Consider the following 12,594-nt stretch of genomic DNA (forward strand, 5'->3'; position numbering starts at 1 on the left):
AGTCGACAGGCTCTCTCAAAAATGCAAGCATTTTTTCGAAGGGATGCAGGCCGCTGCAGCGCACGGCGCAGCCGAAGAGACTGCGCCGCACGTTTGCGGCCTGAGCAGTGTTTTTTCCGACGCGCATGTCGCCGGAAAAAAACAGATTCCACTGTATTCCGTCGTCTGCGGACAACGGAACTCTGCGAGGCTCTTGCGCAAAGTTCGGCGTCTAGGAAAAAAGTGCGGCAGAGTGGGCCCCGCCCAGCGCCACCCAGAGAAGAAGGGCGACCTGGAGGACCGTCAGCAGGGGGAAGCCGAAGCGGAAGTACCAGTGGCGGGTCTTGTGGCGGAAGACCTGCATGGCCAGGGTCCCGCCCAGAGCGCCCCCCACAAGGGCAAAGAGCCACAAGGTGGCCTCCGGGATGCGCCAGGCGTCCCGCCGGGCCTTCCACTTGTCCACCCCCATGAGGGCAAAGTCAATGGCGCTTGCAAAGCCGTACCACAGGGCGAGCACCGCCCAGTGGTCGGCCAGAAAGGCCCTCATATCCCCGCCCCCGGGGCCACCAGGCCGCCCCCCAGCTTCGTGGTCTGGAACCACAACCGCAGATCGGCGGCATACTCCCGGCCCCCGTCCAGAACCGTACACAGCTCAGCGCCGTCCCGGCGCTCCTCCAGGGCCACGATGGTGACCCAGTGCCAGTCGTCCAGCTCCTCCACCTCGCCGCTGTGGAGGTTGAGCCAGGCCACCGGCTGGTCGGCGGCCAGGGCCGAGCGGATGAAGGCGGCGCACTGGTCTGCCGTGGGCCGGGCCAGCCGCAGCCGGGGAATGTCCAGCTCCCGCATGGGCAGCGTGACCCCCTTGCCGGCGGCGAAGGCGGTAAAGCCTTTGGTAAAGAGGTGGGTGGTGTTCAGCCCGTGCTTCCCAGGGGTGAGGAAGCCCCAGAGCTCCTCCATGAGGGCCAGCACGTCCCGCCGCTCCCAGCTCCCCGAGGGGTAGAGCGGGGCGCAGGCGCGCCGGGTCTGGGCCAGATAGCTGGCCATGACGGCGGCGGCGGTGGGGCCGCAGCCCGCCTTTTGCTGCCACTCGTCCCGGTACCAGCGCTGGTCGGCCCCCTGCCAGGAGCGTTCCCCCTGGGTGACCGTGAGCAGCTCGGGCCGGGCGATGGAATAGATCCCGTCCATGATGCCTCCCTTCCGGCGCCGGCAGGGCGCCGCGTCGGATCAGTCTTTTGTATAGCACTCCATTTTACACCAGCCGCCCGAGAAACGCAAGGGAGTGGAGCAGCTGGGAAAAAAAGAAAAAAAGGGGGAAATTTTCTTTGCATTTTCTGGGACTTTCAAGTATAATAAACACTGAATCTCTGTGGGCTGAAAGGCGCGTGCGCACAGGGTGAGGAAAGGACGTTGGGGGGGTGCGGGCCATGAAAAAAGCTCCGGCATTGGAGGAGAAGAAAGTCGTTTCGGTCTCTCTGCTGGGCGGTTTTGCGCTGGAGGTGGACGGGGCCACGTTGACGGACGACGTCAACCGCTCCCTGAAGCTGTGGAGCGTGCTGGCCTACCTCACCCTGCACCGGGACCGGGCCGTCCCCCAGTCGGAGTTCATCGAGCTCTTCTGGCCGGACGATCACAGCGCCAATCCGGCCAATGCCCTGAAGACCCTGCTCTACCGCATCCGGGCCATGCTGGAGCCCCTGTTCGGGACGGAGACCCAGCCCATCCTGTCCAAGCGTGGGGCCTACATATGGAACCCGGCGGTGGAGTGTGTGCTGGACGTCGACCACTTCGAAGAGCTGTGCCGGCTGGGCGGGGACGCCCGGCGGAGCCGGGAGGAGCGCATCGACTCCTATCGGGAGGCTGTGGCGCTCTACAAGGGGGATCTGCTGCCCAAGCTCAGCCACCAGATGTGGCTGGTGCCCCTGTCGGTGCGGTACCACGCCGCCTACATCGCGGCGGTGAAGGACTTCGCCGGGCTGCTGGAGGAGAAGGGGCTCTACGATGAGATGCACCAGGTCTGCGCCCGGGCCGGCGACCTGGATAACCTGGACGAGGGTCTCCATACCCTCATCGTCCGCGCCCTCCTGCGCCAGGGGAAGGACGCCGCCGCCCTGGAGCACTACGAGAAGGCCACCGACCTCCTCTACCGGAACCTGGGGGTGCGCCCCTCCGAGGAGCTGCGGGCGCTCTACAAGGAGATCATGGCCACGGAGAAGACCCTGGAGACCGATCTGGGGGTCATCATGAACGACCTGCGGGAGGCCGCCGCCCGACCGGGGGCCTTCGTGTGCGAGTACGGTTTTTTCAAGGAAGCCTACCGGCTGGAGGTCCGCCGGGCCGTCCGCAGCGGCACCTGCGTCCACCTGTGCCTCATCACCGTCTCCCTGCCCGACGGCGGTATGCCGTCCCTGAAGGCCCTCTCCGTCACCATGGATCAGCTTCTGGAGGTGCTGGTGAACAGCCTGCGCCGGGGCGACGTGGTGTCCAAATTCAGCGGCGCACAGTATGTCATCATGCTCCCCGCCGCCAACTTTGAAGACAGCAACATGGTCATGGACCGGGTGGTCCGGGCCTTCTATCAGCAGCACCGGCGCAGCTTTTTGAAGCTCACCGTCCGGGTGCGGGAACTGGAGTTAAACTGAGCCTATGGACGCAAAGAAGAGACGGGTCCTCACCTGGGCCCTGGCCGTGACGGCCGTGGTGTGCCTGGCCGCCGCCATTTATTTCTTCGCCGGCGCAGGGCCGGAGCCCGCCCCTGTGCCCACCCCCACGCCCACAGTGACCCCGACGCCGACGCCCACCCCGGAGCCGGCGGAGACAAAGACGCCCGACCTGGTGGACGGCCTGCCCGTGGGGGCCTGGCCCATCACCCAGGAGCGCAAGGACTATGTGGAGGACAGCCTGACCCTCTACATTCCCTGCATCGACATCACCCGGGCCGTCCACAACGGCACCGACGCGGCCACCCTCAACCGGGGGGTGGGCCTCTATGAATACGCCCAGCTGCCCGGCGAGGGAAACCGGAACGTCTCCCTGGCCGGCCACCGCAACGGCGTCGACAAAAACGGCAATATCACCCCCTACGCGCCCTTTTACTATATTGACCAGGTGGGGGAGGGGGATTACCTCTACCTTTACGACAGCGAACACGTCTACCGCTATCTCTACGAGGACACCTGGGTGGTGGAGCCCGACGACTGGAGCCCCATCGCCACCACGGGGGACTCCTGCATCACCATCACCTCCTGTGAGCCCATCGGCATCTCCGACCACCGCATCGTCTGCCGCGGGGCCCTGGACCAGATCTTTGACTACACCGAGGACTTCGACTTCATCACCAATGCGTCTGAGGAGGACGAGACCACATGAAAAAGAACATTTTGAAGCGGGCGGGGACCTTTGTGCTGGCCCTGGCCCTGCTGGGGACCGCCGCCCTGACGGTGGGGGCCGCCGGATGGGAGGCCAAGGCGGCCAAGGCCGCCGTCCTGCCCCAGAAGGCTGAGCCCAAGACCGGCGTCACCGTCTATGCCAATGAAAAGGCCAGTGTGGACGCTTCCAACCTGGCCGAGGGCTATCTCATGGTGAAGTACACCGGCGGCAAGAGCGTCCGCATCAAGGTGCAGATCACCAAGAGCGGCGGCGCCACCTATACCTACGACCTCAACAACACCGGCGCTGTGGAGACCTTTCCCCTCACCGAGGGCGACGGTACCTACACCGTGAAGGTCTTCGAGAACACCACGGGCACCAAATACGCCCAGGCGTTCTCCACCTCGGTGACCATGACCCTCCGCAACGATTTCCTGCCCTTCCTCTACCCCAACCAGTATGTGAACTACACCATGGATGCCCAGACCGTGGCCGTGGGGGCCCAGCTGTGCACCGGCAAGACCGACGACCTTGCCAAGGTGACCGCCGTTTTCGACTGGGTGGTGGACAGCTTTACCTACGATTACGACAAGGCGGCCACCGTCCAGTCCGGCTATCTGCCGGTGGTGGACACCGTCCTGGCCGAGAAAAAGGGCATCTGCTTTGACTACGCCGCTGTGATGAGCGCCATGCTCCGCAGCCAGAACATCCCCTGCAAGCTGGTGGTGGGCTACGCCGGGGAGATCTACCATGCCTGGATCAATGTGTATATCGAGGGCGTGGGCTGGGTCGACCAGGCCATCTACTTCGATGGGACCAACTGGACCCTCATGGACCCCACCTTCACCTCCACCGGCAACCGCAGCCAGTCCATCATGCAATACGTCACGGACAAGACCAACTACACCCAGAAATACGCCTATTGACCGGCGACCGGCGGCGCCCGCCGCCGGGAACCGCATCCAGCGCCGCGCCTTGCGGGCGGCCCCTCCGGGCCGCCCGTCGGCGTTTCCACCACTTAGGAAAGAGGGAACTGCCATGAACGGATCGAACGTCAAGCCCCTCACTGCCGACGAGCTCTCCGCCCTGTGCTGGCAGATGGCCCAGCTGGGCAAGGCCGGCGTGCCCTGGGGCGAGTGCGCCGCCCTCCTGCTGGAGGACAGCCAGCCCCCCCGGCTCCGGGCCGCCCTGGAGCGGCTCCGGGAGCCCCTGAGCATGGGGGAGCCCCTGTCCGCTGCGATGGAGGCGGCGGGGGACTATCCGCCCTACCTGCTGCGCATGGTCGCCATCGGACAGGCCGCCGGCCGGCTGGACCGGGTCCTGGACGCCCTCTCCGACTACTACCGCCGGGAGGCGGCCACTCTGGACGCCGTGAGCCGGGCGGTGACCTACCCCGCCGTCATGGCCGCCCTCATCGGCCTGGTCTTCCTGGTGCTGGTGGCCCGGGTCCTCCCCATCTTCTCCCGGGCCTTTGCCCAGATGGGGGCGGGGCTCTCTCCCACCGCCGCCGTGCTGCTGGGCTCCGGCTCCGGGGTGAAGTATGCCGCCTACGCCCTCTCCGCCCTCCTGCTGCTGTGTGCCGCCGCCCTGATCTTCTTCTTCCGGGGGGAGCGGGGACTTCGGCTGCTGGGCCGGGGCAGGGTGGCCGAGGCCATCGCCAGAGGGCGCTTCACCTCCGCCATGGCCCTGATGCTCCAGAGCGGCCTGCCCATGGACGAGGCCATGGAGCGCACCGGCGGTCTCCTGTCCGGCTCTCCCCTGGCCCAGTCCTTTGACGACTGCCGCCGCCGCACCGAGGAGGGGATCTCCTTCCCGCGGGCCGTGGAGGAGTCCGGCGTGCTGGGCGGGCTCCAGGCCGGGCTGCTCTCCGCCGGGTTCCGCACCGGCGCGCCGGAGGAGGCCATGGCCGAGATCGCCCGCCGCTGCCAGGAGGAGGCCGACGAGCGGCTGAGCCAGCTGCTCTCCCGGTTTGAATACGGACTGGTCATCGCCCTGTGCGCGGCGGTGGGGCTGGTCCTTCTCTCGGTGATGCTCCCCCTGCTGGGGGTGCTCTCCGCCGTGGGAGGGTAAGACCATGAGACGTCTGCTGCGCTTTCTGCTGCCCGCCGCTGTGCTGCTGGCCGGACTGCCCCTGTGCCTGGGGTGGCTGGGCGGACGCCTGGGAGACCGGGCGGCGGCGGAGTCCCTGGCCCTGGTGGAGGAGAACGTCCGCCGGGCCGCCGTGCAGTGTTATGCCCTGGAGGGGGCCTATCCCCAGGACTTCTCCTACCTGGCCGAGCGATACGGCGTGGCGGTGGACGAGGACCGCTGCCGGGTGGACTACATCTACATTGGCTCCAATCTGATGCCGGACATCACAGTGGTCCCCCTGACGGGGGATGCGTAAAGGAAAGGGGGCGTGCCCCGGGTGGATCGTGAACACAGCGCCCTGCGCTCTGCCGCCGTGCTGACCCTGTGCGGCCTGTTCGCCGTGCTGGCGGTGGGGCTGGCCCTCCTGTCCAGCGGGGCCTACCGGACCGCCGCGGAGGCCGCCGACGAGAACGACAGCCGCCGCACCGCCCTATCCTACCTCATCAATCAGGTCCGCCGGGCTGACCGGGCCGGCGGCGTGGCGGTGGGGACCTTCGGGGGCGGCGACGCCCTGGCCCTCACCGAGCGGGTGGAGGACACCGACTATGTGACCTATCTCTACTGCCTGGACGGACAGCTCATGGAGCTCTACGCCGAGTCGGGGAGCGGCCTGGAGCCTGCCGACGGTCTGGCCGTCCTTCCCCTGGAGGACCTGTCGGTGGAGACCGACGGAGCCGTCATCACCTTTGCCGTCATCGCGCCCGACGGCGTTGTGTCCACCGCTTCGGTGTCTCCCCGGTGCGGCTTTGAGGAGGTGGGCGAGCTGTGAGAACGGTACCCAAGTCCCGGCTGCTCCTGCTGGAGCTGGTGGCCGACCTTGTGATCTTCGCCCTGTGCGCCGCCGTGTGCGTGGCCCTGCTCTTCCGGGCCCGGTCCATGAGCGACGAGAGCACCCGGCTCACCCAGGCGGTCTACATCGCCCAGGACGCCGCCGAGCGGCTCCGGGCGGGGGAGGAACTTTACAGCGGCTATACCGCCGACGGCGCCCCCGTCACCACGGTTCCGGCGGTGGGACCCGGCTCCCTGGAGCCGGGGGCCAGTTCTGCCTGGCTGGACTATGTGGTCTATTATGAAGCGGGGGCGGAGACCGTGGAGATCTCCGTGGTACCCATGCTGGAGATCGGGAGCGGCCGCGCCGTCTATACCCTCACCGTCTGGAAGGAGGCCGCGCCATGAGAGACAGAGCGAGTTCCCCCGTGGGGGTGGGCGTGCTCACGGTGCTCACCATCCTGCTGGTGCTCATCCTGGCCGTCTTCTCCGCCCTCACCTATGCCACCGCCAAGGCCGACCTGTCCCTCTCCCAAATCAACGCCGAGACCGTCGCGGCCTGGTATGCCGCCGACGCCCAGGCCGCGGCCCTGCTGGAGGAATTCAAGGCCGGGACCGGGCCCGAGCTGGAAACCACCCTCCCCATGACGGAGCGGCAGGGCCTCTATGTCCGCTTCCGGCGGGCCGACGACGGGGCCGTGTCCGTGCTGGACTGGCGGGCGGTGCCGGCGGAGGAGGAGCTGGACATCGGGTCCGGCCTGCCGGTCTACGGCGCCGGCGGATAAGGCCGGAAATTCAAAGGAAAGGGAGCTGCCAGCCATGCCGCTCATCGATATTTTGCAGGAGGCCGTCTCACGGGAAGCCTCCGACGTGCTCATCATTGCCGGCCTGCCGGTGTCCTATAAGGTCAACGGCCACATTGACCGGGTGGGGGAGCGGCTTTTCCCCGACCAGACCCAGGCCCTGGCCGAGGAGCTCTACACCCTGGCCAAACGGCCCATGGAGCGGTTTTTGGAGCAGGGGGACGACGATTTCTCCTTCGCTGTCCCCGGTCTGAGCCGGTTCCGGGTCAACGCCCTGCGGCAGCGCGGCTCCCTGGGACTGGTCATCCGGGTGGTCTCCTTTGTCCTGCCCGACCGGAACGCCCTGGGCATCCCGGACAACGTCATGGCCTTCGCCGACGCCCCCCACGGACTGGTCCTCTTCACCGGCCCGGCGGGCAGCGGCAAGACCACCACCCTGGCCTGCCTGGTGGACGCGGTGAATGAGACCCGGGAGGCCCACGTCATCACCATTGAGGACCCCCTGGAGTATCTCCACCACCACAAAAAGAGCGTGGTCACCCAGCGGGAGCTCTACACCGATACCCAGTCCTATGAAACGGCCCTCCGGGCCGCCCTCCGGGAGGCTCCCGACATCATCCTCCTGGGGGAGATGCGGGATGCCGAGACCATCAAGGCCGCCGTCACCGCCGCTGAGACTGGCCACTTGGTCATCTCCACCCTCCACACCATCGGCGCGGCCAACACGGTGGACCGGATCGTGGACGCCTTTCCCCCCGGACAGCAGCAACAGATCCGCACCCAGCTCTCCCAGGCGCTGGAGGGCGTGGTGTCCCAGCAGCTGCTGCCCGCTGTGGACGGGACCATGACGCCTGCCTTCGAGGTGATGGTGGTCACCCCGGCGGTGCGGAATATGATCCGGGAGTCCAAGGCATTCCAGCTGGAGAGCGTCATCTCCACCTCGTCGGCCCTGGGCATGACCACCATGGATCAGAGCATCCTGGCCCTGCTGAAGGCCGGACGTATCACCCAGGAGACCGCTCTGCGGCACGCCTCCAACCCCGACTGGATGGAAAAACGCTTTTCCACCCTTTGAGTTGAGAAAGGACGGGATCACGCCATGAGCGCCACCAAGATCGACCATCAGAACGGGACCCTTCACATCTGTGTGGACCGGCTGGACGGGAATCGGGCCTCCGGGCGGGTGGTCAGCCGCCGGCTCGCCGCCCCCATGTCCTTTCCCGACCTGGGGAGCCTGCTGCTCCAGCTGGAGTTGCTGCTGGAACGGCAGAATTTCCCCCAGGCATTTCAGCGTATGCGCTCCTTTACCGACGAGGTCCCGCCCCACCCGGCGGGCCTGCTGCCTGAAAACGCCATGACGGCAGAAGAGGTGGCGGCGGCCCGGGGGGAGAGGGCTACCTTTGTCCTGCGCATCCTCACCCGACAGAACGCCACCTGGCAGGGCATCCTGGAATGGGTGGAGGGGGGCCGGCGGGACCGTTTTTCCAGCGACCTGGAGTTCCTCAAGCTGCTGGAGCGGGACCTGCGGCAGAGCGTGGACAAAGAAGAACAGAAACGATAAGAAAACGCGGACGGCCTTCCGGGCCGTCCGCGTTTTCTTATGTCTCCGCCCGCTTCAGCAGTCCGCCCTTCCGGCAGGCGGTGAGGTCCAGTCGCCGGACCCCTGAGCCGGCGAAGTCAATGACGGCGATGCTGCCAGTCCGGCTCTCAATGACCCCGGGTCCGAACCGCCGGTGGACCACCGCTGTCCCGGGGGCGAAGTCCAGCTCCCACTGGGCGGCGGGGACTTCGGCGGCCTGGGCGGGCCGGTCCGGCTCTCCCAGCAGCTCCGAGACGAAGGGAAAGCGGCCCTGGACCGGTTCGCCGAATTTATTTTCATAGGTGAGGAGCTCCAGGGTGTGCCTGGCCCGGGTGACCCCCACGTAAAAGAGCCGCCGCTCCTCCTCCAGGGCCCGCCGGGCTTCGGCGGGGGAGAGGTCGGCCTGCCGCCGGGCGGGGAAGACCCCCTCTGCGGCGTCGACGAGGAGGACCCGGTCATATTCCAGGCCCTTGCTGGCGTGGATGGTGGAGAGGACAAAGGGGCAGTCCGCCCCGCCGCCCCCGGCGGCGCAGAGGTCACGGAGTTCCTCCAGCCGTCCCAGGAACCGGCTGGGCTCCGGATTCTGGACGGCCAGGGCCAGCAGCACGTCCAGCCGGCCCGTGTCCATCCGCTCCTCCCCCAGATAGTCCCCGTAGCCCATGTACGTCACGATGCGTCGGAGGGCGGCGAAGCTGCTCAGCTGGGGCAGCTTGGCAAGGTGGGTGCCGAAAGCCTTCACCCGGCCGATCTGCCAGCCGGTGAGTCCGCCGCCGGAGAGGAGGCAGTCCACTACGGACTCGCCCGGCCGCTGCCGGTTCAAAAGCTGGGTGAGGAGGGCCTTTTTGATCTTCAGGTCCAGCTTCCAGCAGATTCGCAGAAACCGCTCCCGGTCGTCGGGCCGGTAGGCCAGGGTCAGCACATCGGTGAGGTCCCGGACGATGGGACTGGTGAAGAAAAATCCCTCCCGCTGGCGGCAGACATAGGGCGCCCCTTCCCGCTCCAGGAGATCAATGAGGGGGAGGGCGCTGTCGTTGTTGCGGTAGAGGACGGCGGTGGAGGTCCGGCAGTCCTTCGCCACCTGGAGGAGATAGGCGGCCTGCCGGCTGTAATCGGAGAGACTCACCCGGCGGATGGGCGCACCATCCTGGTTGTCGGTGCGCATGTGCTTGCTGTGGCGGTCCCGGTTCCCCTGGATGAAGGCGTCCGCCCGGGAGACGATGGCCCCGGTGGAGCGGTAGTTGGTCTCCATCAGCAGCACCCTTGCCCCCGGCCAGTCCCGCTCAAAGTCCAGCAGGGCCCGGGGCCAGGCCGCCCGGAAGCCGTAGATGCTCTGGTCCTCGTCCCCCACCAGGAAATAGTTGCGGCTCTCCCCGGCCAGGAGAGCCAGGATGGCGTGCTGGATCTTGGAGGTATCCTGGGCCTCGTCCAGGCAGAGCCAGCGGCACCGGGCGCGGCAGCGGGCCAGGATCTCCGGCTCCCGGCGGAGGATGCGCAGGGCGAAGACCATCTGGTCGTCAAAGTCCATGAGGCGGCTGCGGCGCAGGTAGTCCTGGTACTCGAAGTAGACGGCGGGGAAGTCCATCCCCTCCACTGTGTGGCGGTGGATATCGGCTTCGGAGAGCATCATGTTCTTGCAGTAGGTGATGTGGGTCCGGGCCTCCTTGATCTGCTGCTCGGTGGGGTAGTCGCTGCCGGTCCGCAGCAGCAGGTCCCGGAGGACGGCGTTCAGGCGGGCGTCGCCGTCGGCCAGGGCGAAGGGCTCCACCCCCTTTCGCCGGGCGTAGGTGCGTATGATGGAGGCGCACAGGCCGTTGATGGTGCGGAAGGAGAGCTGCCGGGCCAGGTCCTCCCCAAAGAGGGCGGCGAAGCGCCGGGCCATGTCCCCGGCGGCGGAGACGGTATAGGTGACGGTGAGGATCTCCCTGGGGGAGACCCCACGGCAGTGGATGAGGCAGCCCAGCCGGGCCACCAGCACGGTGGTCTTGCCGCTGCCCGGCACCGCCAGCAGCAGCACGGGACCCTCCGTGGCCAGCACCGCCGCCCGCTGCTGGGGGCTCAGCTTCAGGGGCAGACCGGCGAAAAACGCCTCCTCGGTCATGGGCACACCTCCTCTCACAGGTTTTTTATCGGGCTTAAAGCATTATTATATCGGCCCGGCGGGGAAAAAACAAGCGGGACAGGCGCCAAGCCCGGCCTTGCGGCATAGACTGAGCTGTGGCCGGTCTGGCCGGAGAGGGGGGATGGCCTGTGAAAGAGCGTCAGCGGCAGCCGGAGGAGGGCCGGGAGCGGCGGACAGAGGATGTGGACGATCTCATTTTCCGGGAGGAGCCGCACCCCGTCAGCAGTCAGCGATGAATCCGCCCGCCTTTCGGGCGGGCGGCCCTCTATTTTGCGGTTTTGGACGGGTTTTCCTTTACATACTGGGAAGATTCGGGTATAATAAATGCGCTATTTCAACGGAAGTGAGCGTGCAAGCAATGCTGCAATTTGACGAGTATAAAGTGAAACTCAACAACATCAAGCCCTCTCTGGACGAGCTCTCCCAGGCCCTGGACCTGCCCGCCGCCGAGCGGGAGCTGGATATGCTCAACTCGGAGAGCGCCGCCCCCGGCTTCTGGGACGATCTGGAGAAGTCCCAGAAGGTCACCCGCCGGATGCGCCAGCTGGAGAACAAGCTGGAGGCCCAGCGGAAGCGGGAACGGGAGTGGGACGATCTGATGGCCCTGTGCGAGATGGGAAACGAGTTTGAGGACGAGTCCCTGGTGCCCGAGCTGGAGGAGGGCTATGCCAAGCTGGAGGAGGAGATCGGCGAGGCCAAGCTGGCCACCCTGCTCACCGGCGAGTACGACAACTCCAACGCCATCCTCACCTTCCACGCCGGCGCCGGCGGCACCGAGGCCCAGGACTGGGCTCAGATGCTCTACCGCATGTATACCCGCTGGGCCGAGCGCCACGGCTTCACCTACCAGATCATCGACTATCTGGACGGCGACGAGGCCGGCATCAAGTCGGCCACCATCATGATCGAGGGCGAGAACGCCTATGGCTTCCTCAAGAGCGAGCACGGCGTCCACCGGCTGGTCCGGGTCTCCCCCTTCGACGCCAACGCCCGGCGTCAGACCTCCTTTGCCGCCCTGGAGGTCATGCCCGAGATCCCCGACGATGTGGAGGTGGACATCCGCCCCGAGGACATTGAGATGCAGGTCTTCCGCTCCTCCGGCGCCGGCGGCCAGCACATCAACAAGACCTCCTCTGCCGTCCGCCTCATCCACAAGCCTACCGGCATCGTGGTCTCCTCCCAGCAGGAGCGTTCCCAGTTCCAGAACAAGGACACCTGTATGCGCATGCTCCGCTCCAAGCTGGTGGAGCTCCAGATGCAGGCCCACGCCGAGAAGATCTCCGACCTCAAGGGCGTGCAGATGAAGATCGAGTGGGGCAGCCAGATCCGCTCCTATGTCTTCATGCCCTATCAGCTGGTCAAGGACAACCGTACCGCCTACGAGACCAGCAACATCAGCGCCGTCATGGACGGCGACCTGGACGGCTTCATCAACGCCTACCTCACCGCCTATGCCACCGGAAACTGGGCCAGCAAATAAGAGTTCCGCCGGAGGACGAGCATGCTCGTCCTCCGGCCTTTTATTCCGGTACTTCATGCCGGGACTAAAATTTTCTTTCCCACGCTATTGTATTCTTCTTCCCACATTGGTACTATATAGAGTGTACCAGAGAAAAGACAGCTGGCAACACGAAAAACAAGCGGAAAGGTGGAACACGTGAAAATGAAGAAAAAGATGCTCGCGCTGCTTCTGGCGGCGGCCATGGTGCTGGGCCTGGCTGCGCCTGCCCTGGCGGCGGAAGAGAGCGAGAGCGGGAAGATCGTGATCCTGCACACCAACGATGTGCACTGCGGGATCGATCCTTCCGCCGACGAGGAGACCGGCGCGGTGACCAATCTGGGCTACGCCG

General features: G+C 66.3%; 14 protein-coding genes and 1 pseudogene. 12 read left to right on the top strand and 3 right to left on the bottom strand.

Going from position 1 to position 12,594, the window contains the following annotated elements; translation table 11 throughout:
* Positions 1-211 precede the first annotated feature (211 nt).
* Positions 212-526 (bottom strand): DUF1294 domain-containing protein, encoded by a 315-nt coding sequence (locus tag Q0Y09_RS02490; RefSeq protein ID WP_297717080.1) that lies wholly within the window; start codon positions 524-526, stop codon positions 212-214.
* Complete coding sequence (locus Q0Y09_RS02495; RefSeq protein WP_297717083.1) at positions 523-1,164, bottom strand: hypothetical protein; 642 nt, start codon at positions 1,162-1,164, stop codon at positions 523-525. Before Q0Y09_RS02495 ends, Q0Y09_RS02490 begins: the two co-directional genes overlap by 4 nt.
* Positions 1,165-1,403: 239 nt before the next feature.
* Between Q0Y09_RS02495 and Q0Y09_RS02500 the strand changes: the two genes are divergently transcribed.
* From Q0Y09_RS02500 to Q0Y09_RS02545, 10 genes are all read left to right on the top strand, one after another.
* Positions 1,404-2,618, top strand: a complete 1,215-nt coding sequence (locus tag Q0Y09_RS02500) for a BTAD domain-containing putative transcriptional regulator (RefSeq protein ID WP_297717086.1) — start codon at positions 1,404-1,406, stop codon at positions 2,616-2,618.
* A 4-nt stretch (positions 2,619-2,622) separates the two neighbouring features.
* On the top strand, positions 2,623-3,345 hold the full coding sequence (locus Q0Y09_RS02505) for a class E sortase (protein WP_297717089.1): 723 nt from the start codon (positions 2,623-2,625) through the stop codon (positions 3,343-3,345).
* On the top strand, positions 3,342-4,271 hold the full coding sequence (locus Q0Y09_RS02510) for a transglutaminase family protein (RefSeq protein WP_297717093.1): 930 nt from the start codon (positions 3,342-3,344) through the stop codon (positions 4,269-4,271). Before Q0Y09_RS02505 ends, Q0Y09_RS02510 begins: the two co-directional genes overlap by 4 nt.
* Positions 4,272-4,383: 112 nt before the next feature.
* On the top strand, positions 4,384-5,415 hold the full coding sequence (locus Q0Y09_RS02515) for a type II secretion system F family protein (protein WP_297717096.1): 1,032 nt from the start codon (positions 4,384-4,386) through the stop codon (positions 5,413-5,415).
* A 4-nt stretch (positions 5,416-5,419) separates the two neighbouring features.
* Positions 5,420-5,731 (top strand): hypothetical protein, encoded by a 312-nt coding sequence (locus Q0Y09_RS02520; RefSeq protein ID WP_297717099.1) that lies wholly within the window; start codon positions 5,420-5,422, stop codon positions 5,729-5,731.
* A 21-nt stretch (positions 5,732-5,752) separates the two neighbouring features.
* On the top strand, positions 5,753-6,244 hold the full coding sequence (locus tag Q0Y09_RS02525) for a DUF4860 domain-containing protein (protein WP_297717102.1): 492 nt from the start codon (positions 5,753-5,755) through the stop codon (positions 6,242-6,244).
* Positions 6,241-6,651 carry a hypothetical protein gene (locus Q0Y09_RS02530; protein WP_297717106.1) on the top strand — a complete coding sequence of 137 codons (411 nt, stop codon included), beginning with the start codon at positions 6,241-6,243 and terminating at the stop codon, positions 6,649-6,651. The genes Q0Y09_RS02525 and Q0Y09_RS02530 overlap by 4 nt, the downstream gene beginning before the upstream one ends.
* Positions 6,648-7,028: a hypothetical protein gene (locus Q0Y09_RS02535; RefSeq protein WP_297717109.1), complete on the top strand. Its 381-nt coding sequence runs from the start codon at positions 6,648-6,650 to the stop codon at positions 7,026-7,028. Before Q0Y09_RS02530 ends, Q0Y09_RS02535 begins: the two co-directional genes overlap by 4 nt.
* A 34-nt stretch (positions 7,029-7,062) precedes the next feature.
* Positions 7,063-8,121 carry a type IV pilus twitching motility protein PilT gene (locus tag Q0Y09_RS02540; RefSeq protein ID WP_297717112.1) on the top strand — a complete coding sequence of 353 codons (1,059 nt, stop codon included), beginning with the start codon at positions 7,063-7,065 and terminating at the stop codon, positions 8,119-8,121.
* A gap of 24 nt (positions 8,122-8,145) precedes the next feature.
* Positions 8,146-8,607, top strand: coding sequence for a hypothetical protein (locus Q0Y09_RS02545; RefSeq protein WP_297717115.1), 462 nt, complete (start codon positions 8,146-8,148; stop codon positions 8,605-8,607).
* 37 nt (positions 8,608-8,644) lie between these two features.
* Here Q0Y09_RS02545 and Q0Y09_RS02550 read toward each other — a convergent pair whose 3' ends face one another.
* Positions 8,645-10,723, bottom strand: a complete 2,079-nt coding sequence (locus Q0Y09_RS02550; RefSeq protein WP_297717118.1) for an ATP-dependent helicase — start codon at positions 10,721-10,723, stop codon at positions 8,645-8,647.
* Positions 10,724-11,102: 379 nt separating this feature from the next.
* Between Q0Y09_RS02550 and prfB the strand changes: the two genes are divergently transcribed.
* Both prfB and Q0Y09_RS02560 read left to right on the top strand, forming a co-directional pair.
* Positions 11,103-12,224: a peptide chain release factor 2 gene (gene prfB / locus Q0Y09_RS02555; RefSeq protein WP_297717120.1), complete on the top strand. Its 1,122-nt coding sequence runs from the start codon at positions 11,103-11,105 to the stop codon at positions 12,222-12,224.
* Positions 12,225-12,407: 183 nt separating this feature from the next.
* Positions 12,408-12,594: pseudogene (locus tag Q0Y09_RS02560) on the top strand (hypothetical protein); the annotation flags it as partial.

Source organism: Intestinimonas sp., from assembly GCF_026169115.1.
Lineage (GTDB): Bacteria > Bacillota > Clostridia > Oscillospirales > Oscillospiraceae > Intestinimonas.

What these genes read in the sequence shown, in the direction of transcription:
- Q0Y09_RS02490 (WP_297717080.1), bottom strand. Translation starts at nt 526, where the DNA reads ATGAGGGCCTTTCTGGCCGACCACTGGGCGGTGCTCGCCCTGTGGTAC.
- Q0Y09_RS02495 (WP_297717083.1), bottom strand. Translation starts at nt 1,164, where the DNA reads ATGGACGGGATCTATTCCATCGCCCGGCCCGAGCTGCTCACGGTCACC.
- Q0Y09_RS02500 (WP_297717086.1), top strand. Translation starts at nt 1,404, where the DNA reads ATGAAAAAAGCTCCGGCATTGGAGGAGAAGAAAGTCGTTTCGGTCTCT.
- Q0Y09_RS02505 (WP_297717089.1), top strand. Translation starts at nt 2,623, where the DNA reads ATGGACGCAAAGAAGAGACGGGTCCTCACCTGGGCCCTGGCCGTGACG.
- Q0Y09_RS02510 (WP_297717093.1), top strand. Translation starts at nt 3,342, where the DNA reads ATGAAAAAGAACATTTTGAAGCGGGCGGGGACCTTTGTGCTGGCCCTG.
- Q0Y09_RS02515 (WP_297717096.1), top strand. Translation starts at nt 4,384, where the DNA reads ATGAACGGATCGAACGTCAAGCCCCTCACTGCCGACGAGCTCTCCGCC.
- Q0Y09_RS02520 (WP_297717099.1), top strand. Translation starts at nt 5,420, where the DNA reads ATGAGACGTCTGCTGCGCTTTCTGCTGCCCGCCGCTGTGCTGCTGGCC.
- Q0Y09_RS02535 (WP_297717109.1), top strand. Translation starts at nt 6,648, where the DNA reads ATGAGAGACAGAGCGAGTTCCCCCGTGGGGGTGGGCGTGCTCACGGTG.
- Q0Y09_RS02540 (WP_297717112.1), top strand. Translation starts at nt 7,063, where the DNA reads ATGCCGCTCATCGATATTTTGCAGGAGGCCGTCTCACGGGAAGCCTCC.
- Q0Y09_RS02545 (WP_297717115.1), top strand. Translation starts at nt 8,146, where the DNA reads ATGAGCGCCACCAAGATCGACCATCAGAACGGGACCCTTCACATCTGT.
- Q0Y09_RS02550 (WP_297717118.1), bottom strand. Translation starts at nt 10,723, where the DNA reads ATGACCGAGGAGGCGTTTTTCGCCGGTCTGCCCCTGAAGCTGAGCCCC.
- prfB (WP_297717120.1), top strand. Translation starts at nt 11,103, where the DNA reads ATGCTGCAATTTGACGAGTATAAAGTGAAACTCAACAACATCAAGCCC.